Origin of the sequence: Pantoea sp. FN0307 (assembly GCF_050113815.1) — a bacterium.
Lineage (GTDB): Bacteria > Pseudomonadota > Gammaproteobacteria > Enterobacterales > Enterobacteriaceae > Mixta > Mixta alhagi.
Genome location: NZ_JBNJSO010000001.1, coordinates 433,281 through 455,321 on the forward strand (window position 1 = coordinate 433,281; position 22,041 = coordinate 455,321).

Sequence of the window (22,041 nt, forward strand, 5' to 3'; positions counted from 1 at the left end):
CGGAGCGCAATGCTCCGCCTGTTATTTAGCCTACCGTCATCTGGCGGTCATCAACATATTTCCGCTGGTCCGGCGGTGGCGGGAAATATTGATAAAGCCAGGTTTCACTCAGCGTTTCATCGTTGGTGCGCAGGAACATGCGCATATCGACCGGATCAACAGCATCGCTGGTGGGATACCAGTCAAACAGGATGCGATAGCCGTTTAGCGGCTCAACATACAGAATCTCTACCTGCTTAATGGTGCCGGCAGAGACGGTAATCACCGGCTCGATGCCTTTTGCCGCGGCATTTTTCAGATCGCCATCAACAAAATCAACGGCAAAACGACGACACCAGACATCCGGGAAATGCTCGCCAGGTGCCCAGCCTTCGGGGAAGCCGCCAATGCCGGAACGGGTTGCCTCTACGCGCGCCAGTTCGCTGCGTACCGGCGGCAGGCCGCTCCAGTAAAGCTTGTACTGGAAAGAGAGTTCGCTACCGGCTTTAACCGGCTGCTCCGGCTGCCAGAAACAGACCACGTTATCCAGCGTTTCGCCGGTGGTAGGGATCTCCATCAAATTGATGGCGCCCTTGCCCCATTTGCCGATCGGCTCCACCCACAGGCTGGGGCGCTTGTCATACCAGCCAATCACATCCTGATAATCTTCAAAATCATGATTCAACTGCAACAGGCCAAAGCCCCGCGGGTTCTCATCATCGTAAGCGTTAAACTGCAGCTTGCGCGGGTTATTCAGCGGACGGGCAATCCATTCCCCTTTACCGGTCCACATCGCCAGACGGTCGGAATCATGGATTTGCGGATGATAGGTGTTGCACATACGACGTTCGCTGTTGCCGCAGCTGAACATACTGGTCATTGGGGAGATCCCCAGTTGACGAATATCTTTGCGGGCATACAGGTGGTTTTCCACCTCCATCACCACGCGCTTCGGCTCACAGTGGATAACAAACTTATAGGCACCGGTCAGGCTGGCACCATCAAGCAGGGCGTAAACGGTAAAGGTGGTGTCATCCGCTTTTGGCGTTTCAAACCAGAAGGCGACGAAATCGGGAAACTCTTCCTGTCCGTTGCTAAAGGTGTTTACCGCCACGCCGCGCGCCGACAGGCCATACTGGTAGGTTTCATCCACCGCACGGAAATAGCTGGCTCCCAGGAAAGAGACGATATCGCGCCGCGCCAGCTCCGGCTTTTTAAACGCGCGGAAACCGGCAAAGCCAAGATCGGTTTTACCTTCCAGCTGTTTGGTATCGACACTGGTGTTCTGGTAGTTAAACAGCTCCGGGCGGAAGTGAATCTCACGCGCTTCGCGGCTGCTTTTATCGACAGAGAACATGCGAATACGGCGTTTAAAACCCATGCCGACGTGGAAAAACTGCACGTCCAGCTGCCGGTTATCGATATCGTTCCAGAGAGAGTGATTCGCATCATACTGGATGGCGTTATAAGCCTGCGGCGTCATGGTCGCCAGCGTATCCGGCAACGGGCCTGGCGCGCCGCCCCAGGGCTTTTGCGCCAGCGCGGCGGCTTTTTTCTTTAGTACCTCAAAGTCAAAGCGCGTCGCAGTGCCGTCAGCGATGCCATCTTCTGCCCAGGCGGACTGTGCAAATAGCGTGGATAAGCCAGACATGCCGCTAACCGCAGCGAATGCCATTGAGGTTTTCATAAACATTCTTCGATTCATGCCAGAAACGCTTTCCTTATGCTGAACGAGTTTGTAGTGATCGAGCTTCTGCACCCATTTGCTTTCCCAGGATGAGTCTGGGGTACAGTCAGCTACGACAGACGCAGGCGGCAAAAATTCGGTTAACAGGAATTTATCAGATTAATCATATAAACCAACGAATTTCCGCCAGCCCTGTCAGTAAATTCCTAAACGTCTGTTCAGGCAGGGATGTAAAAAGTGTCTATAGTTAGTGGACATTCATGTGTTTTACACGGAGGAAGAAAATGGCTGTATCAACTGACTCGCAAGAAAAGCGCGATCCGCAAGTAACGGATAAGCCTCAGGTAGCCGGTGAACCACAGGAAACGCGCCTGGATGATGATCTCACGCTGCTTACCGAAACGCTGGAAGAGGTACTGAAATCCTCCGGCGATCCGGCCGATCAGAAATACCTTGAGCTAAAAGAGAAGGCGGAACAGGCGTTGCACGGAGTGAAAACGCGCGTCAGCGCGGCGTCCGATTCCTACTACTACCGTGCCAAACAGGTAGCCTGTCGTGCCGATGGCTACGTTCATGAAAAACCCTGGCAGGGTATCGGTATCGGCGCAGCTGCGGGCCTGATCCTCGGCCTGCTGCTGGCGCGTCGCTAAGCGTTCTGTAGCAAACAGCCTCTGACCAACCGGGAAGAGGCTGGTTTTTCCTCTTTTCCGCCGTACAATCCTCTGCGTTTACCCGACTCTTCTCAGCCTGAACCGCGACAAAACGTGGTGCGAACTGTTCTGCATCAAAATCCCCTGTCACTCTCCCTTTTACACTAGCTACCTCTTTATGATTATGGAGGTATTCGTGTATTCGCTTCCTGCCGCGTATAGCGCGTTGCTCACTGAGCTGGCAAAAATCAACAGCAGAGGAGCGGGCTTTCGCGCGTTAACCGTTTCCCTTGCGTCCGGCGAGGATTCCCTGTCCTGGCTTTGTGCCCAGCCGTACCGGCCCCAGCTCTGGTGGCAGCACCGCAACGGCCATGAGCAGGTTGCGCTTTGCGGAGCCATCCGCTGTTACCAGACGCTGTATCAGGCTGAACAGGCGTGTCGCGCTTTGCCCGGGAACTGGCGGATCTGGGGCAGCAACCGTTTTGCCGCCACTGACAGCTTTTTCTTTCTACCGCGGCTAATGTGGCAGCAGGACAGCCGTGGTGAACGGCTGACGCTGTTTGTTCAAAGCGATCATAACCTGCAGGAGGATGCGCAGGTTGCCGTACGCTTCCTGCATGGGTTGCGCGTGCCGCAGCCGTTGCCATTAATACGTGGGCAGCTGCAACAGAGCCAGTGTGAGCCGGAACAGGCGGAGTGGAGCCAGCGAGTAAACTCGGCGTTAGCGACAATTGCCGCCGGAGAGCTGGAAAAAGTGGTGCTGGCACGCACGATGGACCTGCTATGGGATCGTCCGTTGCCGCCGGAGGCATTGCTGGCGGCCAGCCGGCGCGCCAATCCGCACTGTTATCAGTTTATGCTGCGCTTTGCAGACGACAGCGCGCTGGTCTGCGCCTCGCCGGAGCGGCTCTGGCTGCGGCAGCAAAATACGCTGCTGACTGAGGCGCTGGCGGGCACGGTGGCGCGCGATATCGATCCCATACTTGCCCTGCAGCAGGCGCAGTGGCTGCTGCAGGACGCCAAAAATCAGCATGAAAACGCACTGGTCATGGAAGATATCTGTTCCCGGCTACAGGAAATAGTCAGCGAACTGGAGGTCATGCCGGTAGAGCTGGTACGCCTGCGCAATCTTCAGCATTTACGACGACGCATCCACGGCAAATTACGCAGCCGCAGCGACGCGCGCATTTTACAGCGCCTGCAACCCACGGCGGCGGTAGCTGGGCTGCCGCGCACGGCGGCATACGCCTTTCTGCAGCGCCATGAAGCGCTGAATCGTGACTGGTACGCCGGTTCCACTGGTTTTATCTCCCGACAAAAAAGCGAATTCTGCGTCACGCTGCGCTGTGCGCTGGTCCAGGGGCCGCGAGTGCGGCTGTATGGCGGCGCGGGGATCGTCGCCGGTTCCGATGCGCAACAGGAATGGCAGGAAACAGAAAACAAAATGGCGGCGCTGGCAGCATTGCTGCCCACCCGCGCGGCACCACTACAACCCCGCCTGACCGGGAAGCCGCCAGTGGCGCATTCCGCCTGAATTCATCCGCATGGCGAAGGAAAGCTCGCTGCATCGTCGGACAACGTTATGACACTAAGGGGAGAGTATGTCTGACAGTAGCTTTAACCGCCGTTGGGCGCAGGTGATTATTGAGGTATTGGCGCGTCATCAGGTGCGTCATATCTGTATCGCGCCAGGCTCACGTTCTGCGCCGCTCACGCTGGCGGCAGCCAAATCTGCATTGACCTGCCATACCCATTTTGATGAACGCGGGTTGGGCTTTTTAGCACTTGGCCTGGCGAAAGGCTCGCGTACCCCCGTGGCGCTGATAGTGACCTCGGGCACTGCCGTAGCGAATCTGCTGCCCGCCGTTATTGAGGCGCAGCTAACCGGTGAGCGGCTGATTGTACTGAGCGCCGATCGACCACCGGAATTGATTAACTGCGGCGCTAATCAGGCGATTACCCAGCCAGGCATATTTTCACATTTTGCCCACCGCTGCGATTTACCGCGGCCAACGCCTGAAATTGATGCCCGCTGGCTGGCGGCGGCGCTGGATGAAGCGATTGCCGCAGCCGGGACGGGCGCGCTGCACGTTAACTGTCCCTTTGCTGAGCCGCTCTATGGCACAGAGGATAACGCCTGGCGTGAATGGCTGGCGTCGCTGGATGCATGGATGCAGCAATCGATCCCGTGGGTGACCCACAGCGCGCCGGAAAACCATACGCAGCAGAGCGACTGGCCAGCCTGGCGACAAAAACGCGGCGTGGTTATCGCAGGCAAAATGCGCCCGGAACAGGGCGCGGCGGTGGCGCGGTGGGCGGCCACGCTGGGCTGGCCGCTGCTGGCAGATATTCAATCGCAAACCGGCCAGCCGCTGCCCTGTGCGGATTTGTGGCTGAGCAGCCCGCAGGCGCAGCAGCAATTAAATCAGGCGGAGCTGGTAGTGCAGTTTGGCACCAGTCTGATTAGCAAACGGCTCTTGCAGTGGCAGCAGCAGGCGCGCCCGCAGCAGTGGTGGCTTATCGATGCGCTGCCGGGGCGGCGCGATCCAGCCAGCCAGCCGGGGCGACGTATCGTCAGTGAGATCGGCGGCTGGATTAATGCGCATCCGGCAGTAGCCGCTACGCCCTGGGCACCTGAGCTGGCCATGCTGGCCGCATCCATCCAGCGCCAGGCCAGCGCGGTCGTAGGAAATACGCCAGAGGCTCTGCTGGCGCACCGGCTGACGGAATTACTGCCGCCGGATGGCGCGCTGTTTCTTGGTAACAGCCTGCTGATACGGCTGACAGATGCGTTAGCGCAGTTGCCGGTTGGCTACCCGGTTTACTGCAATCGCGGCGCCAGCGGGATCGATGGCCTGATAGCAACCTTAAGCGGCATCCAGCGCGCTCAGGCGCGTCCGGTGCTGGCACTGCTGGGCGATATCTCTGCCCTGTATGATTTGAACAGTCTGGCGCTGCTGCGTCAGCTTGCCGCGCCGCTGGTGCTGGTGGTGGTTAACAACAACGGCGGCCGCATTTTCTCTCTGTTGCCGACGCCGGTCAGCGAGCGCGAGCGTTTTTTCACTTTGCCGCAGTCGGTCAGCTTTGCCCCGGCAGCGCAGATGTTCGGCCTTGATTATCAGCATGTTACCGCCTGGGAACCGCTACAACAGGCCGTTAAACAGGGTTTTATGCAGCAGGGCGGCACGCTGGTAGAGTTCAGCGTAGCGCCCGATAGCGGTGCGGAGACCTTTGCCCGCCTGGTGGCGATGGGAGCAGCGCTATGATCCTGCACGCCCGCTGGCAGGGACATCGGCGCAGCAGCAAGCCAACTCTGGTTTGGCTGCATGGTTTCCTGGGCACCCTGCATGACTGGCTGCCGGTACAGCAGGCGTTTATCGACTGGCCGATGCTGAGCATCGATCTGCCCGGGCACGGCGGCTCCTGCGGGCAGCGCGTCAGCGGCTTTGATGAACTCAGCGAGCGCATCGGCGCTACGCTGCGTCATTACCAGATTCAACATTACTGGCTCATCGGCTATTCCCTCGGCGGACGCGTGGCGATGTATTACGCCTGCCGCGCAGCGCTGCCTGGGCTATGCGGGCTGGTGGTGGAGGCGGGGCATCCGGGGCTGGCCGATGAACAACAGCGTCGGGCGCGCGCTGCGCGCGATACCTTGTGGATAAGCCGTTTCCGCCAGCTACCGCTGCCTGACGCGCTACAGGTCTGGTATCGGCAGCCGCTCTTTAACGAGCTGACCGAGCAACAGCGCAACACGTTGGTCAGGCACCGAAGCACGGGCGACGGCCCTTCGCTGGCGGCAATGCTGCACGCCACTTCATTAAGCAAGCAGCCTGATTTGCTGCCGGAACTTCAGCAGCTGAGCGTGCCTTTCAGCTATCTGTGCGGTGAATGGGACAATAAATTTATTCAGCTCGCCATGCAGGCGCGTCTGCCGCTGCACACCATCCCGGCTGCCGGACACAATGCCCATCGTGCCAGTCCTGCCGCCTTTAGCGATCGGTTGACGCAACTGCTGCGTCAACCTGTCTGAATTCTGGAGAACTTTATGCTTTATCCCGATGAACAACAGCTTACCGCGCCGGTTGAATGGCATGACTGCAGTGGTGAATTCAGCGATATCCGCTATCACAAATCGCCGGAGGGCATAGCCAAAATTACCATTAACCGGCCACAGGTGCGCAATGCCTTTCGACCGCTGACGGTACAGGAGATGATGCTGGCGCTGCAGGATGCGCGTTATGACGAAGGGATCGGCGTCATTATTCTTACCGGCGAAGGTGAACAGGCTTTCTGCGCTGGCGGCGATCAGAAAGTGCGTGGTGATTACGGCGGCTATCAGGATGACGGCGGCGTGCATCATCTTAACGTGCTCGACTTTCAACGCCAGATCCGCAACTGCCCGAAGCCGGTGGTAGCAATGGTGGCGGGTTATGCGGTTGGCGGCGGGCACGTGCTGCATATGCTCTGCGATCTCACCATCGCAGCGGACAATGCGCGCTTCGGACAAACCGGGCCGAAAGTCGGCTCCTTTGATGGCGGCTGGGGCGCATCCTACATGGCGCGCATTGTTGGGCAGAAAAAAGCGCGTGAGATCTGGTTCCTGTGCCGCATGTACGATGCACAGCAGGCGCTGGCGATGGGGCTGGTGAATCATGTGGTGCCGCTGACGCAGTTAGAGCCGGAAACGGTGCGCTGGTGCCGCGAAATGTTGCATAACAGCCCGATGGCGCTGCGCTGTCTGAAAGCGGCGCTGAACGCCGACTGCGACGGTCAGGCAGGGCTGCAGGAACTGGCTGGCAATGCCACCATGCTGTTTTATATGACCGAAGAGGGGCAGGAAGGGCGCAACGCTTTTAACCAGAAGCGTCAGCCCGATTTCAGTCAGTTCAGGCGTAACCCCTGATGCGTCAGGCGAAGCTGTGGCGTTATGCCATTCCCATGGAAAGCGGCGTGGTATTGCGCGATCGTCGTTTGACGCAGCGGCAAGGGCTGCTGGTGATGCTGCAACAGCAGGATCGGCAGGGCTGGGGCGAAATCGCGCCGCTGCCGGGATTCAGCTGCGAAACGCTGGAGCAGGCGCAGCAGGCCTGCGTAGCCTGGCTGACGCAGTGGCTTGCCGCACGGCCGGTTGATGAAAGCCTGCTGCCTTCGGTGGCTTTTGGCCTGAGCTGTGCCCGCGCAGAGCTGGCGGAGGAGCTGCCGTTAGCGGGTATCTGGCGCAGCGCGCAGCTGTGTCACGGCGATCCCGATGCGCTGCTGTTACAGCTTGAGGAGCAGGAAACGCCCAGTGCCAAAATGAAAGTCGGACTGTATGAAGCGGTACGCGACGGCCTGCAGGTCAGCCTGCTGCTGGAAGCGTTGCCCGCTCTGCAGCTGCGCCTGGACGCCAACCGCAGCTGGACGCTGGAAAAAGCGCGGCAGTTTGCCCGCTGCCTGACGCCGTCACAGCGTGCGCGTATCGCCTTTATTGAAGAACCCTGCCGTACACCTGCCGAAAGCCTGGCGTTTGCCGCCGAATGGGGAATAGCGATCGCCTGGGATGAGAGCCTGCGTGAACCGGGCTTTCAGTTACAGGCTGCGCCGGGGCTGACAGCGTTGGTAATCAAGCCCACGTTAACCGGCTCGCTGGCGCGTATTCAGCAGCAAATCCACGAGGCGCAGCGGCTGGGGTTACAGGTGATTATCAGCTCGGCGCTGGAGTCCAGCCTGGGACTGACGCAGCTGGCGCGGCTGGCGCACTGGCTAACGCCACAGTCGCTGCCGGGGCTGGGTACCTTAACGTTGATGCGTCAGCAGCTGGTGCGATGCTGGCCTGGCTGCATGCTGCCCTTACAGGATCGGGAAACGTGGACGCGCATTTATTAAATGATTTTCCATGGCGCGTGCGGGCGCAAACCCTGCCTGCGGCAATCGCGCTGCAGGCAGGCAAAGAGCAGCTAAGCTGGCAGGCGCTGGCAGAGCGGCTGGAGCGGCTCTGTAGCGGTTTTCAGCAGCAGGGCGTGACGTGCGGATCGCTGGTGGCGCTACGTGGTAATAACAGCCTGTCGCTATTGCTGGCCTGGCTGGCATTATTGCAGGCTGGCGCGCGGGTATTACCGCTTAATCCGCAGCTGCCGTCAGTGACGCTGCTGCCGTTGCTGCGCATGTTGCTTCCTGACTTCATGCTGGATCTGGCCGAGCCGTTGTCTGACGTTATGCCGGTTGCAACACAGCCTCTTACTTTTCCGACGGCGCAGTGGTTAAACCAGACGCCGCCGCTGGCGACAACAATGCAGGTTTTATGGCGGCCCGATGCTCTTGCCACGCTGACGCTCACCTCTGGCTCCACTGGCCTGCCGAAGGCGGCAGCACACACGTTTCAGGCGCTGCTGCTCAGCGCGGCGGGGGTGAATCAGCTAATGAATTTCAACGCTGCCGAAAGCTGGCTGCTGTCGCTGCCGCTGTATCATGTCTCCGGGCAGGGGATCGTCTGGCGCTGGCTGCTGGCGGGCGCCTGCCTGGTGCTACCCGTATCGCCTTTGTCGCAGGCGCTCAGCGGATGCAGTTTTGCATCGCTGGTGCCAACCCAGCTATGGCGTCTTCTCCGGCAGCCTGAGCGGCCTGCGGGGTTAAGGGCGGTACTGCTCGGCGGCGCTGCGATCCCTGCTGATTTAGTCACGCGCGCACAAGCCACAGGCATCGGCTGCTGGTGTGGTTATGGCCTGACGGAAAGCGCCGCCACGGTATGTGGCAAGCGGGCGGACAACCGGGCTGGCGTCGGCAGGGCGTTAAACGGGCGTGAGATAGCGATTGTTGATGACGAAATCTGGATCCGTGGCGCAACCTTAGCCAGTGGCTACTGGCGCGATGGACAACTGTGGCCGCTGACAAATGAGCAGGGCTGGTTTGCCACTGGCGATTTGGGGCGCTGGCATCAGGACGAACTGCAGGTGTTGGGCAGAAAAGACAATCTGTTTTTCAGCGGCGGCGAGGCGGTACAGCCGGAAGCGATAGAAAGCCTGCTGATGCAGCATCCCGCCGTGATGCAGGCGGTTATTCTGCCGCAGCCGGATGAAGAGTGGGGCGCAAGGCCGGTTGCGCTGCTGACGCTGGCAACGGATGAAAAGATGGAAAACATCGCCGCCTGGGCACGCACGCAGCTGGCCAGCTTTCAACGCCCCTTCCGCTGGCTGCAGCTACCGGAAGACCTTGCACAGGGCGGTATTAAATTATCACGTCAGCAGCTGGCGCAGTGGCTGCAGGCCCGGTAGCAGGAGAGTGGAAGCTGATGATATGGCTCTCTGTGAAAATGGCCGGGAGTAGTGTTATGGTGTTTTGACCTTTCATTGCAGGCGAAAACAGATGTTATTTCATCACTTACGTATCGCGCGACCGGTAACAGATCTCAGGCAGAGCAGCGACATGTATTGCCGTGGGTTGGGGCTACAGGAAATCGGCGAATTTACCAACCATGAAGGCTTTAGCGGATGTATGCTTGGTCGTTATGACTTGCCCTGGCACCTGGAGTTTACTCTGTGCCATGACCATCCTGTTATGCCTGCGCCCTCGGCAGAGGATCTTCTGGTTTTGTATATTCCGGAAAGGGAAGCGTGGACGGCAGCCTGTAATCAAATGGAGCAGGCGGGTTTTACCCGAACCTGTGCTTTTAACCCGTACTGGAAGAATAAAGGTATCACTTTTCAGGACAAGGATGGCTACCGTGTGGTTTTGCAAAACAGCCGATGGGCGGCTTCCTGAATTGTTATTGATAACAAAATCAGGATAGCAGCGCTTTTAGAGAGAGGGCGATAAGCAGCAGCCCGCCAATGATATTTACAGATTTTTTCAGCATTAACGGATCGATTTTACGGACAGAACAAATTAGTGCTCTGCTGACTAGCAGCAGCCAGGCGACCATTACCACAACGTGTAGCGAAGCCAGCACCAGATAATCGCTGATATTCCCCTGTCTGCCGGCAAACTGGGAGACCACCGTCAGATAAAACAGGATGGCCTTGGGATTCAGCACGTTGGCCAGCCAGGCTTTTTTTAACGTCACGGGATTTGCTGCATGATCGAAAGAAAACGTATGCGCTGAAAGGCCGCTACGGATCAGCTGAATGCCCAACCAGAGAAGATAAGCGGTGCCGGCAATTTTCAGCATGTTGAAAAATGCAGGCGAAGCGACCATCGCCGTGATACCCAATCCGATTAAAACGGCGTGCGTATAAATACCCAGTGTCGTTCCGAGCAGAGTAGAGCACAGTCCGCGACGGCCACCTGCCAGCGCACTGTTAATGGCCAGCGTAAAGCTTGCGCCAGGCGAAAGCGCCACGGGTAACAGGGCCGGCAGAAAGCCGATTAGATTGATGTCCATTAACCCTGAATATTAGGTGACGCTCCCATTGCTGACCAGCCGCTAACAGGCAATAAAAAAGCCCAACCTTGCGGTTGGGCTGTAAACGGTTGATTCAGTACCAGGAAAATGCAGGCTTACCCCTGCAGCGCCCGCAGCGCATTTTCCACCCCGGCACCATAGGCTTCGTCTACCTCACGGAACAGCGCAATCTGACGCTGCTGAATAAACTCTGGTATCTGCACCAGTTCACCGGCGATACGCTTAAACATACGCTGATGCTCTTCTTCGCTCAGCAGATTAAACAGCGCGCGCGGCTGGCTAAAGTAGTCATCATCTTCACGGTGGTTCCAGTGATCGGCTGCGCCTTCCAGCGACAGTGGCGGCTCGCTGAAGTCTGGCTGCTCCTGAAACACACCAAAGCTGTTGGGTTCATAGGTCGCCCCATTGCCGCTGTTGCCGTCCACGCGCATTGCGCCGTCGCGGTGATAGCTATGGAACGGGCATTTCGGCGCGTTCACCGGGATCTGGTGGTGGTTCACGCCCAGACGATAGCGATGCGCATCGCCATAGGAGAACAGACGGCCCTGCAGCATGCGGTCCGGCGAGAAGCCGATGCCGGGCACCACGTTAGCCGGGCTCATTGCAACCTGCTCAACCTCGGCGAAATAGTTGTCCGGGTTACGGTTCAGCTCGAACTCGCCCACTTCAATCAGCGGGTAGTCGGCGTGCGGCCAGACCTTGGTTAAATCAAACGGGTTGTACGGTGTCTGTGACGCCTCTTGCTCTGGCATAACCTGTACGTAAAATTTCCAGCGCGGAAAATCACCGCGTTCGATCGATTCAAACAGATCGCGCTGCGAGCTTTCACGATCGCGGGCGATCAGCTGCGCGGCTTCCTCATCCATCAGGTTTTCCACGCCCTGCTGGCAACGCATATGGAATTTCACCCAGAAACGTTCCTGCTGGTCATTGATAAAGCTGTAGGTGTGACTGCCAAAACCATGAATGTGGCGGTAAGAGCGCGGCAGACCACGATCGCTAAAGTCGATAGTCAACTGATGCAGCGCTTCCGGCAGATGCGAGAAAAAGTCCCATTTGTAGGTGGGGTTGCGCAGGTTAGTTCGTGGATCGCGTTTAACCACATGGTTAAGATCCGGGAATTTCAGCGGATCGCGCAGATAGAAAACCGGCGTATTGTTGCCAACCAGATCCCAGTTGCCTTCCTCGGTATAAAATTTCATGGAAAAGCCGCGAATGTCACGCTCGGCATCAGCGCCGCCGCGTTCACCGGCAACCGTAGAGAAACGGATGAAAAGATCGGTTTTTTTACCCACTTCTGAGAAGAGTTTTGCTCGGCTAAAACGGGTAATATCCTGCGTTACGGTAAAGGTGCCGTAAGCGCCTGAGCCTTTGGCATGCATGCGACGTTCCGGGATCACTTCACGATCGAAATGCGCCAGCTTTTCCAGCAGCCAGACATCCTGCAACAGCAGCGGGCCACGACGTCCGGCAGACATAGAGTTATTGTTATGGGCAACCGGCGCGCCTGAAGCGGTAGTAAGACCTTTTTTATTCATATGGCAATTCTCTATCGGTGTGATTGTCAAAGGTTTAACCGAGGTAAAACCCGTCATTGATTGGGTAAACCTATTGTTTCCGCTATTTTGCTGCTAAGCCGCCGTGCTGACAATCAGGCAAAAGCTATCACTGCTATCTCTGAAACGCTCTCATCTGCGATATTTTCGTTGTATTCACTGACGTGCCTTCCTACAGTAAAAGCCTTAACCAAACGAGGGACGTGAAGTGATTAGAGTGGAAATGCTCTCAACGGGCGATGAAGTGCTGCACGGCCAGATTATCGATACCAATGCCGCGTGGCTGGCTGATACCCTGTTTCAGCAGGGCTTGCCAATGACCAGCCGCGCCACCGTCGGCGACAGCCTCTCCGCACTGGTGGAAGCACTGACCGAGCGCAGCCGCATTGCGGATGTGCTGATTGTTAATGGCGGCCTCGGCCCGACCAGCGATGATTTAAGCGCGCAGGCGGCAGCAAACGCCTGTGGCGTACAGCTGGAACTGCAGCCTGCCTGGCTGGAAAAAATCGAGGCTTTTTTTGCCAGCCGTGGACGGCCAATGGCAGCCAGCAATCGCAAGCAGGCGGAGATCCCTGCTGGCAGCGAACTGATTGATAACCCGGTAGGCACCGCCTGCGGCTTTGCCGTCACGCTCAATGATTGCTGGATCTTCTTTACGCCCGGCGTGCCGTCAGAATTTAAAGTGATGGTGGAACAGCAAATTCTGCCGCGCCTGAAAGCGCGCTTTGCACTGCCGGAGCCGCCGCTCTGTTTACGTCTGACTACCTTTGGGCGCGGCGAGAGCGATCTGGCGGCGGAGCTGGAGCCGCTGCCGCTGCCGAAAGGCGTGGTCATGGGCTATCGCTCCTCTGCGCCGATTATCGAAATCAAACTCACCGGCCCGGCCGCGCAGCGGGTAGCAATGGAGCAGGTTTGGCAGCAGGTGCGTCTGCAACTGGCGGAATGCACCTTGTTTGAAGGCACGCAGGGGCTACCGGCGCTGCTGGCGCAGCAGCTAAACGCGCGGCAGCTGACACTCACCGTCAGCGAACGGTTCAGCGCGGGCCTGCTGCTGTGGCAGCTCCTTTCCGGCGGCGTGGCGTGCCGGGCTGGTGAAGTGCTGCCTGACGGAGAAGAGACGCTTTCACAGCTGGCGCAGCGGGCGCAGGCGCGGGCAAAGGCGCAGCAGGCGTCGCTGGCGCTGCTGGTAGGATCGTTGCAGGATGAGCAGCTCGGTTTTGCGCTGCACACGCCGGATGGCACGTATGGTCAGCAGGTGAAGTTTAATAACCAGCGTCACACGGTCAAAACGCGTCAGGAGCTGGTGGCGATGATGGCGATGAATATGCTGCGTCGCTGGCTGCACGGCATGGATGTCTCTACCGGGCATGGCTGGGTTGATGTGGTGGAAACGCTAAAAGCGTAATGGGAAACGCAAAAGCCCAACCGATGGTTGGGCTTGAAGGCAGTAACGCTACAGCTCTATCTCGATATCACCGTTGGCTTTACAACAGCAGGGCAGAATTTCGCCCTGCTGAATAAAGGCCAGCGGCTGACCGGCGTAACTCACTTCCCCTTTAATCAGGCGGGTGCGGCAGGAGCCGCAGTAGCCTTCACGACACTGATATTCCACGCAGATATTATGCGCTTCCAGCGCCGCCAGCAGAGAAGGGTGCTCGTCGGTATATTCAAGCTGCGCACCGGAGATGCACAGCGTGATTCGCTTCCCGGCCATGATTACAGCTGGAAGTCGTCGAAGTCGTTTTCGCCTACTTCGGAGTCGATCTGACCAACCAGGTAGGAGCTGACTTCTACCTCCTGCGGCGCAACCTGCACGTTATCAGAGACCAGCCAGGCGTTAATCCACGGAATCGGGTTTGAACGCGTCTGGAACGGCAGATCCAGACCCACCGCCTGCATACGAATATTGGTGATGTACTCAATATACTGGCAGAGGATATCTTTATTCAGGCCGATCATCGAGCCGTCACGGAACAGATATTCCGCCCACTCTTTTTCCTGCACGGCGGCCAGCTTAAACAGATCGTAGCACTCCTGGCGGCACTCCTGCGCAATCTCAGCCATTTCCGGATCGTCTTCGCCGCTGCGCATCAGGTTCAGCATATGCTGGGTGCCGGTCAGGTGCAGCGCTTCATCGCGGGCGATCAGGCGGATAATTTTCGCATTGCCTTCCATCAGCTCGCGCTCGGCAAAGGCAAAAGAGCAGGCAAAGCTGACATAAAAGCGGATCGCTTCCAGCGCGTTAACGCTCATCAGGCAGAGATAAAGCTGTTTTTTCAGCGCGCGCAGGTTAACGGTTACGGTTTTGCCGTTGACCTGATGGGTGCCTTCGCCCAGCAGATGCCAGTAGCTGGTCATCTCGATCAGATCGTCATAGTAGCCGGAAATATCGCTGGCGCGCTTCAGGATCTGTTCGTTGGTAACGATGTCATCAAACACCAGCGCCGGATCGTTAACGATATTACGAATAATATGCGTGTAGGAGCGTGAGTGAATGGTTTCTGAGAAGGCCCAGGTTTCTACCCAGGTTTCCAGTTCCGGGATCGAAATCAGCGGCAGCAGCGCCACGTTCGGGCTACGGCCCTGGATGGAATCCAGCAGCGTCTGATATTTCAGGTTGCTGATGAAGATATGTTTTTCATGATCCGGCAGCGCCTGGAAATCGATGCGGTCGCGTGATACGTCAACCTCTTCCGGACGCCAGAAGAAGGAGAGCTGCTTTTCAATCAGCTTTTCAAAAATGTCATATTTTTGCTGATCGTAGCGCGCAACGTTGACCGACTGGCCGAAAAACATCGGCTCCAGCAGCTGATCGTTTTTATTCTGAGAAAAAGTGGTGTAAGCCATAGTTGATTCCACATGCTAACGGGACAGGCTGGCCTTGCCGCACAGGGCGAGGCGCTGACAGCCGTTTTGACCGTGCATCGCACGGCCTGCCATGTTGCGGCCACGTCGCCAACGTGGCCAAAAGAAGCGTCATGGCCGGAGAGGTGCCGGCCAGACCCGATTAAATTTTACAGGCGCCGCTTTCACAGCCGTCATCCTGAATGGATGGGGCGATGTCGTCCTGCGCATCTTCCGCACCGTCACGGGTGTTCTGATAGTAAAGCGTTTTGACACCGAACTTATAGGCGGTCAGCAGATCTTTTAACAGCTGCTTCATCGGCACTTTACTGTTGGCAAAGCGTGACGGATCGTAGTTGGTATTGGCAGAAATCGCCTGATCGATAAATTTCTGCATGACGCCGACCAGCTGCAGATAGCCATCATTGTTTGGCATTTCCCACAGCAGTTCATAGCTATCTTTCAGACGCTCGTACTCTGGCACCACCTGACGCAGAATGCCGTCTTTAGAAGCTTTAATGCTGATATGACCGCGCGGCGGCTCGATACCGTTGGTGGCGTTTGAAATCTGCGAAGAGGTTTCAGACGGCATCAGTGCAGACAGCGTGGAGTTACGCAGGCCGTGCGTTTTGATCGACTCACGCAGCGTATCCCAGTCAAGATGCAGCGGCTCGTTGCAGATGGCATCCAGATCTTTCTTATAGGTATCGATCGGCAGAACACCCTGCGCATAGGTGGTTTCATTGAACCACGGGCAGGCGCCCTGTTCTTTTGCCAGCTCGTTAGAGGCTTTCAGCAGGTAATACTGAATGGCTTCAAAGGTCTGATGCGTCAGGTTGTTAGCGCTGCCGTCGGAATAGCGCACGCCATGCTTCGCCAGATAGTAGGCGAAGTTAATCACGCCGATACCCAACGTACGACGACCCATTGCGCCACGCTTCGCGGCCGGAATCGGGTAATCCTGATAGTCAAGCAGGGCGTCCAGCGCGCGCACCGCCAGCGTCGCCAGCTCTTCCAGATCCTCCAGGCTGTTAATGGCGCCCAGGTTGAAGGCCGAAAGCGTACAGAGCGCAATTTCGCCATTCTCGTCATTGACATCCAGCAACGGCTTGGTCGGCAGCGCGATTTCCAGGCACAGGTTGGACTGGCGTACCGGGGCAATCGACGGATCGAACGGACTGTGGGTGTTGCAGTGATCGACGTTCTGAATATAGATACGGCCGGTTGAGGCGCGTTCCTGCATCATCAGCGAGAAGAGATCGACCGCTTTCACGCGTTGCTTGCGGATGCTGTCGTCCTGCTCATATTTAGTGTACAGGCGCTCAAACTCATCCTGATCGGCAAAGAACGCATCATACAGGCCCGGTACGTCAGAAGGGCTGAACAGCGTAATATCCTGACCTTTCAGCAGGCGCTGATACATCAGCTTGTTGATCTGTACGCCGTAGTCCATGTGACGAACGCGGTTGCCTTCCACGCCACGGTTGTTTTTCAGCACCAGCAGGCTTTCTACTTCCAGATGCCACATCGGGTAGAACAGCGTAGCCGCACCGCCGCGCACGCCGCCCTGCGAACAGGATTTCACCGCAGTCTGGAAATGCTTATAGAACGGGATACAACCGGTATGGAACGCCTCGCCGCCGCGAATCGGACTGCCCAACGCGCGAATACGACCCGCATTAATACCGATACCGGCACGCTGGGAAACATATTTCACAATGGCGCTGGAGGTGGCGTTAATGGAATCCAGGCTATCGCCGCACTCGATCAGCACGCAGGAGCTGAACTGACGAGTCGGGGTGCGAACGCCAGACATGATCGGCGTCGGCAATGAAATCTTAAAGGTGGATACCGCGTCATAGAAACGCTTGATGTAATCCAGACGGGTTTCACGCGGATAGTTAGAGAACAGGCAGGCCGCTACCAGAATATAGAGGAACTGGGCGCTCTCATAGATATCGCCGCTGACGCGGTTCTGCACCAGATATTTGCCTTCCAGCTGTTTGACTGCCGCGTAGGAGAAGTTCATATCGCGCCAATGGTCGATAAAGCCGTCCATCTGCTCAAACTCTTCGCGGCTGTAGTCTTCCAGCAGATGACGATCGTATTTGCCCATATCGACCATGCGCACCACCTGGTCGTAGAGCGCTGGCGGCTCAAACTGACCGTAGGCTTTTTTACGCAGGTGGAAAATCGCCAGGCGTGCGGCCATATACTGATAATCTGGCGCGTCACGCGAGATCAGATCGGCGGCGGCTTTGATAACAGTCTCGTGAATATCGGAGGTTTTAATGCCGTCGTAGAACTGGATGTGGGAACGCAGCTCAACCTGAGAAACGGAAACATTTTGCAGGCCTTCCGCAGCCCAGTCGAGAACCCGGTGGATTTTGTCCAGATTGATGCGCTCTTTGCGGCCATCGCGTTTAGTGACGAGCAGACTCTGATTCATGTCGCGTTATACCTGTCCGTGAAAAAATATCCCCCGTTTATACACAGCTTGCTCTTTGTGAGTAACTCTGTGGATAAACACTATATATAGGGGGTGAGGAGTAAATGAACAACAAGATGGTGAGTATTCTAGTAATTAATCGCATCTTAACAAGCCTTGATTTTCGCGTAAAAATCGTGATCGGTGGGTAAGTAATTTCCTAAGTCCACGTTTCATAAGGCGCGCAGCGGATGTCAATCCTTTGAAAAAAAAACGTTAGAATTTGATCGAGCGCCTGGTTCTTGTTCAGCTGGCAAAAATTCCTTTTTTTTTCTGCAAAAAACGTCTACGCGCTGTAGCAAAAACAGTCAAATGCAGAGCAGGCCTGGTCTGCTTTATCTCTGGCGTTTTACGGTTGCCTGAAAAGAGAGAAACCAAATAAAAATTTCAAGTGAAAAGCTGGGCGTTTTTTCAGCATGTGACATATCTCGCTAAATCAAAAATATTTTCTTAACAATACTCATGTTTATCAGCTTTGCCGCCCACTTTTTCCTGTCGTGTTCTTTTCGTAAAAGGCTGATTAAAAATAAAAAAATTCCTTAGCCTCCTTTCTGCCCCTCCTGCCATAAGCGTTACGGCGCTTATGAATAGCTCATTAACGTGATTTTAATGCGGCGTTAATCACATTATTCCGCTCGTTATAAATATATAAAAAAGCACTTCATTTAAAATGAAACAGCGGTTTAATAATATAAAGGCCGACATATCATGATAAGAAAATCAATACCTCTGGGAACCAATAAGAAAATCACGCTGGGTCATCAACTGGCCTACGGCGGCGGAAATCTGCTGGGTAGTGGAGCTTTAGCCATCGCGGGCGCCTGGCTACTCTATTTTTACACCACCTTTTGCGGGCTCTCTTTGCTGGAGGCCTCGTTTATTTTTTCCGTCGCCAGCATTATTGATGCCATCAGTAACCCCATAATGGGCTATCTCACCGATAACTTTGGTAATACCTGGCTCGGTAAGCGGTTTGGCCGTCGGCGCTTTTTTCTGTTAATCGGCGCGCCGCTGATGGTGTTTTATCCGCTGCTGTGGGTTGAAGGCTTTGGCTTTTGGTATTACCTGACCACCTACGTTATTTTTGAGCTGATTTATACCTCCGTCATGGTGCCCTATGAAACGCTGGCTACCGAAATGACGGATGACTTTACCCTGCGCTCCAAGCTCACCGGTTATAAAGCCATCTTTGGTAAGATTGCTAATTTCCTCGCGGCGTTAATTCCGGGCCAGTTTATTCTGCTGTATGGCAAAGAATCGGCGCAGCCGTTTCTTTATACCGGTATTACCTACGGCGCTATTCTGTTTATTGCGGTGGGCCTGCTCTATTGGTTTAGCTGGGAGCGCAAAGACAACGGCATAAAAGAGTTACGCCAGAAGCAGTCTCTCTGGAAAACCCTGAGCGCGCTGGCGCGTGATATGCAGTCCACTTTCTATCTGCGCGTATTTCGCAAACATTTAGGCATGTACCTGTTCGGCTTTGGCGCGGAGTGGCTGTTCGCTTCGGTATTTACCTATTATGTGGTGTTTGTGCTGCTGTACGATCCGGCTATCCTTGCCGGGCTGAACAGCCTGAACGCCATTTTGCAGCTCTGTTCCACGGCGATTTTTATCGCGCTCTGCGTGAAGCGCGGTTTCAGTAAGCCTTATATCTGGGCGCTGAGCATTGTGATTTTCGCTGTCTGCTGCTATTCCCTGCTGCACTTTTTCAACCTGCCGCCGCAAACTGCGACCGTGGCTATCATTGCGATCACCGTTATTTTCGGCCTCGGCACCGGCGGCGTCTATTACATTCCGTGGACGGTGTATACCTTCCTGGCGGATGTCGACGAGGTCTTTACCGGCCGCCGTCGTGAAGGCATTTACGCCGGGGCAATGACCTTCTCCGGTAAAATCATGCGCTCAATTATTGTGTTTGTGATGGGGGCAATCCTTAGCTATTACGGCTTCCAGTCTAAATCTCATACCCAGCCAGAAACGGCGATGCATGCCATTTCCTGGGTCTTCTTCGGCGGTGTGATTGGCCTGGCTCTTATCGCCATTATTTTCAGCCGACAGATGCTGCTCAACCGTAAAACGCATCTGGTGGTGCTGGAAGAGGTGGCGCGCATTAAAGCTGGCGGCGCACAGAGCGATATCAAACCGGAAGTACGGGAAGTTATCGAGGCGCTGGTAGGCTATCCCTATGAGCAGTGCTGGGGCCGTAGCGCTATCTGCCAGAAAATGAAACTGGCCCCGCTGGTCACGGAGAATACGCCGGAGCCGAAACAGGCCCCTCAGGCATAAAAACCCCCACGTTAAATGGCTTTTAAGGCCCATCCTTCGGGTGGGCCAGGATACCTGCGCCTCAAGGAAACAAAATGTACAAAGCTTGTTTATGGTTAGTTATTGCCAGCAATGGCGCGGCCGCAGCTTTGCCGCAAACCGCTTCGCTGGAGTGGCACGCGATTACCTTTGGTCAGTCAACCGACGTTAATTTCGCCACCAATGTTCTGCCGGAAAAGGTGGGCCTGAATCAGGTGAGCTTTGCCGATGGCAGCCGCGCAGGCGCAAAAGGCGAAAGATTGCATTTGCCCGCTATCCTGGAAAGTCGCGGCGGTAAAATTGGCAACAGCCATGATGGATTGACCTTCTATTATACCCGCCTGCCAGCCAGCGCCAACATGCAGCTGGAAGCTGAAATCAGCGTTGACCAGTTCGGACCCGAAAACGGCGCGTTACCGGCGGGTCAGGAGGGGGCAGGACTGCTGGTTCGGGATACGCTCGGCAAAGCACGCCGCGATCCGGTACAGGCTGGTTACGAAGAGTTTCCCGCCGCCGCCAATATGGTGATGAATGCGATCGTTGCTGCCCAAAAGCGTTCGCATCACCAGGTAGAGGCGACGCTCATTTCCCGTAATGGCGTCACCCAGCCGTGGGGCAATACCGGCGTAGAGATCAAACGTCAGTCTTACCAGCCCAGGATCGATCTCAGCCAGACGCCGCGTTTTCGACTGCGTCTGGCACGCACTGATACCGGCTTTAGCGCCGCATGGGCACCAGCAGGCAGTGATAACTGGCAAAGCCAACAGACGGGAGATGCGGAGCGGATAAGGGTACTGGAGCCAGACGCCTATTATGTGGGCTTTTTCGCCTCACGTAACGCCCGCATTACCGTACACAGCGCCAGCCTGACGCTTAGCGAGCATCGGGCCCAGACGCATCAGCCGTTTGTCAGTCCACAACCGCCGGTAAGCGTTGAAATAGCCTCAGCGGCTGTTTCTGCCACCGCGCGCTATCAGTTTCAGCTGCGTAGCAGCGATGACGGGCAGTTAACGGTAAGCAGTAATGGCATTGTGCATCTGCAGGATCGCCCGCTAAAAGCGGGAGAAATGGTGAGCCTGCCGCTGTCGCTTAGTGCCAACGCCACCCGTATCGATTACCGGCTGGAAACCCGGCATGGCGAGGTAGTGCAGGATAATCTGACCGTTACGCGGCAGCACGTTGCGGATGCCAGCCGCCTCTACGCTTCCCCGCAGGGTAACGCGCAGAATGACGGCAGCCAGCAGCACCCGCTTGATGTCGCGACGGCGGCAGCACTGTTATCACCCGGCGGTACGCTATGGCTGGCACCGGGCGACTACCCATTAACGACGCTGGCAGCAGCCAGCAGCGGCAGCAGGGATCAACTTAAAAAGCTCAGGCCGCTGACAGGAAAGGTGGTTTTTCATGGATTAAATCTCCCGGCCAGCTATTGGGATATTGAACATATCGAGGTAACCGACAAGAGTTTCAATATATCCGGCAGCCATAATCAGATCCGTCAGGTTATCGCCCATCATGCGGATGATACCGGGATTTGGGTCGCCTCGCCGCCAGGTGTGGGGAGGGCGTTGTGGGCCAGTCATAACCTGATTGCTCACGCAGAATCCTGGGGAAATCAGGATGCTGGCCGCATCAATGCGGATGGATTTGCGGTAAAAATGCGTGTGGGTGAGGGAAACCGGCTGGTAGCCTGCTTTGCGCATGATAATGCTGATGACGGTTTTGATCTGTTCAACAAGATTGAAGATGGTGCCAACGGCGCGGTCAGCATTGAGCATAGCGTGGCGTTACGCAATACCAATAATGGTTTCAAGCTCGGCGGTGAAGGGATCCCGGTTGCGCATCGCATAACCAACAGCGTAGCGATAGAAAATGGCATGGATGGATTCACCGACAATTTTAATCCTGGCATGCTGGTGGTGAAAAATAATATCGCCGTAGATAACCATCGTTTTAATTTTATCTTCCGCGCCGGACCTTATACGCAACCCGAAAAACAGGGTCAGTTCGCCGGAAATCTGTCACTGCGAAATAATGCAGTGAAATATGCCGATGTGGTAACAGGAAGCATTGAAAAAGATAATGATTTTTTATTAAGCGAAAAATAACGCCTCGAACTTAATAAAATAATAAAAAACCTCTGTATCAATACT

At 56.0% G+C, this 22,041-nt stretch carries 17 protein-coding genes; 11 read left to right on the forward strand and 6 right to left on the reverse strand.

All coding sequences use genetic code 11. From position 1 onward, the window contains the following. Window positions 1-25: 25 nt before the first annotated feature. Window positions 26-1,684 carry a glucan biosynthesis protein D gene (locus ACQE3Z_RS02065; RefSeq protein ID WP_426971898.1) on the reverse strand — a complete coding sequence of 553 codons (1,659 nt, stop codon included), beginning with the start codon at window positions 1,682-1,684 and terminating at the stop codon, window positions 26-28. A 266-nt stretch (window positions 1,685-1,950) separates the two neighbouring features. Here ACQE3Z_RS02065 and elaB point away from each other — a divergent pair, with 266 nt between their 5' ends. From elaB to ACQE3Z_RS02105, 8 genes are all read left to right on the forward strand, one after another. Next, entirely contained in the window at window positions 1,951-2,316 is a 366-nt protein-coding gene (gene elaB / locus ACQE3Z_RS02070) for a stress response protein ElaB (protein ID WP_250650432.1), read from the forward strand. Between the two features lie 196 nt (window positions 2,317-2,512). Then, window positions 2,513-3,850 (forward strand): isochorismate synthase, encoded by a 1,338-nt coding sequence (locus ACQE3Z_RS02075; RefSeq protein WP_426971900.1) that lies wholly within the window; start codon window positions 2,513-2,515, stop codon window positions 3,848-3,850. A 67-nt stretch (window positions 3,851-3,917) separates the two neighbouring features. Beyond that, entirely contained in the window at window positions 3,918-5,582 is a 1,665-nt protein-coding gene (gene menD, locus ACQE3Z_RS02080; protein WP_426971901.1) for a 2-succinyl-5-enolpyruvyl-6-hydroxy-3-cyclohexene-1-carboxylic-acid synthase, read from the forward strand. Then, a complete protein-coding gene (gene menH / locus ACQE3Z_RS02085; RefSeq protein ID WP_250650430.1) occupies window positions 5,579-6,349 on the forward strand; it encodes a 2-succinyl-6-hydroxy-2,4-cyclohexadiene-1-carboxylate synthase in 771 nt (256 codons plus the stop codon). The genes menD and menH overlap by 4 nt, the downstream gene beginning before the upstream one ends. Window positions 6,350-6,364: 15 nt before the next feature. Next, window positions 6,365-7,222: a 1,4-dihydroxy-2-naphthoyl-CoA synthase gene (menB, locus tag ACQE3Z_RS02090; RefSeq protein WP_085071038.1), complete on the forward strand. Its 858-nt coding sequence runs from the start codon at window positions 6,365-6,367 to the stop codon at window positions 7,220-7,222. Then, complete coding sequence (gene menC / locus ACQE3Z_RS02095; RefSeq protein ID WP_426971902.1) at window positions 7,222-8,184, forward strand: o-succinylbenzoate synthase; 963 nt, start codon at window positions 7,222-7,224, stop codon at window positions 8,182-8,184. The genes menB and menC overlap by 1 nt, the downstream gene beginning before the upstream one ends. After that, entirely contained in the window at window positions 8,166-9,569 is a 1,404-nt protein-coding gene (gene menE, locus ACQE3Z_RS02100; protein ID WP_426971903.1) for an o-succinylbenzoate--CoA ligase, read from the forward strand. The genes menC and menE overlap by 19 nt, the downstream gene beginning before the upstream one ends. Window positions 9,570-9,660: 91 nt before the next feature. Then, window positions 9,661-10,056, forward strand: a complete 396-nt coding sequence (locus ACQE3Z_RS02105; protein WP_426971905.1) for a VOC family protein — start codon at window positions 9,661-9,663, stop codon at window positions 10,054-10,056. A gap of 19 nt (window positions 10,057-10,075) precedes the next feature. Here the strand turns inward: ACQE3Z_RS02105 and ACQE3Z_RS02110 are convergent, their stop codons facing one another. After that, window positions 10,076-10,675: a LysE family translocator gene (locus ACQE3Z_RS02110; RefSeq protein WP_426971906.1), complete on the reverse strand. Its 600-nt coding sequence runs from the start codon at window positions 10,673-10,675 to the stop codon at window positions 10,076-10,078. A gap of 116 nt (window positions 10,676-10,791) precedes the next feature. After that, complete coding sequence (locus ACQE3Z_RS02115; protein WP_426971908.1) at window positions 10,792-12,234, reverse strand: catalase; 1,443 nt, start codon at window positions 12,232-12,234, stop codon at window positions 10,792-10,794. Window positions 12,235-12,460: 226 nt separating this feature from the next. On the opposite strand from ACQE3Z_RS02115, the gene ACQE3Z_RS02120 reads away from it, so the two are divergent. Further along, window positions 12,461-13,657 carry a nicotinamide mononucleotide deamidase-related protein YfaY gene (locus tag ACQE3Z_RS02120; RefSeq protein WP_426971910.1) on the forward strand — a complete coding sequence of 399 codons (1,197 nt, stop codon included), beginning with the start codon at window positions 12,461-12,463 and terminating at the stop codon, window positions 13,655-13,657. A gap of 48 nt (window positions 13,658-13,705) precedes the next feature. Here the strand turns inward: ACQE3Z_RS02120 and yfaE are convergent, their stop codons facing one another. The 3 genes from yfaE to nrdA form a co-directional block, all read right to left on the reverse strand. Beyond that, window positions 13,706-13,966 carry a class I ribonucleotide reductase maintenance protein YfaE gene (gene yfaE / locus ACQE3Z_RS02125; RefSeq protein WP_426971912.1) on the reverse strand — a complete coding sequence of 87 codons (261 nt, stop codon included), beginning with the start codon at window positions 13,964-13,966 and terminating at the stop codon, window positions 13,706-13,708. Between the two features lie 2 nt (window positions 13,967-13,968). Continuing rightward, complete coding sequence (gene nrdB / locus ACQE3Z_RS02130; protein ID WP_085071046.1) at window positions 13,969-15,099, reverse strand: class Ia ribonucleoside-diphosphate reductase subunit beta; 1,131 nt, start codon at window positions 15,097-15,099, stop codon at window positions 13,969-13,971. Between the two features lie 160 nt (window positions 15,100-15,259). Next, window positions 15,260-17,545, reverse strand: coding sequence for a class 1a ribonucleoside-diphosphate reductase subunit alpha (gene nrdA, locus ACQE3Z_RS02135; protein ID WP_426971913.1), 2,286 nt, complete (start codon window positions 17,543-17,545; stop codon window positions 15,260-15,262). Between the two features lie 747 nt (window positions 17,546-18,292). Here nrdA and ACQE3Z_RS02140 point away from each other — a divergent pair. After that, window positions 18,293-19,870, forward strand: coding sequence for an MFS transporter (locus ACQE3Z_RS02140; RefSeq protein WP_426971914.1), 1,578 nt, complete (start codon window positions 18,293-18,295; stop codon window positions 19,868-19,870). 74 nt (window positions 19,871-19,944) lie between these two features. Continuing rightward, a complete protein-coding gene (locus tag ACQE3Z_RS02145; RefSeq protein WP_426971915.1) occupies window positions 19,945-21,996 on the forward strand; it encodes a right-handed parallel beta-helix repeat-containing protein in 2,052 nt (683 codons plus the stop codon). The last annotated feature ends 45 nt before the right edge of the window (window positions 21,997-22,041 follow it).

What these genes read in the sequence shown, in the direction of transcription:
- nrdA (WP_426971913.1), bottom strand. Translation starts at nt 17,545, where the DNA reads ATGAATCAGAGTCTGCTCGTCACTAAACGCGATGGCCGCAAAGAGCGC.
- ACQE3Z_RS02065 (WP_426971898.1), bottom strand. Translation starts at nt 1,684, where the DNA reads ATGAATCGAAGAATGTTTATGAAAACCTCAATGGCATTCGCTGCGGTT.
- ACQE3Z_RS02140 (WP_426971914.1), top strand. Translation starts at nt 18,293, where the DNA reads ATGATAAGAAAATCAATACCTCTGGGAACCAATAAGAAAATCACGCTG.
- ACQE3Z_RS02110 (WP_426971906.1), bottom strand. Translation starts at nt 10,675, where the DNA reads ATGGACATCAATCTAATCGGCTTTCTGCCGGCCCTGTTACCCGTGGCG.
- ACQE3Z_RS02105 (WP_426971905.1), top strand. Translation starts at nt 9,661, where the DNA reads ATGTTATTTCATCACTTACGTATCGCGCGACCGGTAACAGATCTCAGG.
- ACQE3Z_RS02145 (WP_426971915.1), top strand. Translation starts at nt 19,945, where the DNA reads ATGTACAAAGCTTGTTTATGGTTAGTTATTGCCAGCAATGGCGCGGCC.
- menD (WP_426971901.1), top strand. Translation starts at nt 3,918, where the DNA reads ATGTCTGACAGTAGCTTTAACCGCCGTTGGGCGCAGGTGATTATTGAG.
- nrdB (WP_085071046.1), bottom strand. Translation starts at nt 15,099, where the DNA reads ATGGCTTACACCACTTTTTCTCAGAATAAAAACGATCAGCTGCTGGAG.
- menB (WP_085071038.1), top strand. Translation starts at nt 6,365, where the DNA reads ATGCTTTATCCCGATGAACAACAGCTTACCGCGCCGGTTGAATGGCAT.
- menC (WP_426971902.1), top strand. Translation starts at nt 7,222, where the DNA reads ATGCGTCAGGCGAAGCTGTGGCGTTATGCCATTCCCATGGAAAGCGGC.
- elaB (WP_250650432.1), top strand. Translation starts at nt 1,951, where the DNA reads ATGGCTGTATCAACTGACTCGCAAGAAAAGCGCGATCCGCAAGTAACG.
- ACQE3Z_RS02115 (WP_426971908.1), bottom strand. Translation starts at nt 12,234, where the DNA reads ATGAATAAAAAAGGTCTTACTACCGCTTCAGGCGCGCCGGTTGCCCAT.
- yfaE (WP_426971912.1), bottom strand. Translation starts at nt 13,966, where the DNA reads ATGGCCGGGAAGCGAATCACGCTGTGCATCTCCGGTGCGCAGCTTGAA.
- menH (WP_250650430.1), top strand. Translation starts at nt 5,579, where the DNA reads ATGATCCTGCACGCCCGCTGGCAGGGACATCGGCGCAGCAGCAAGCCA.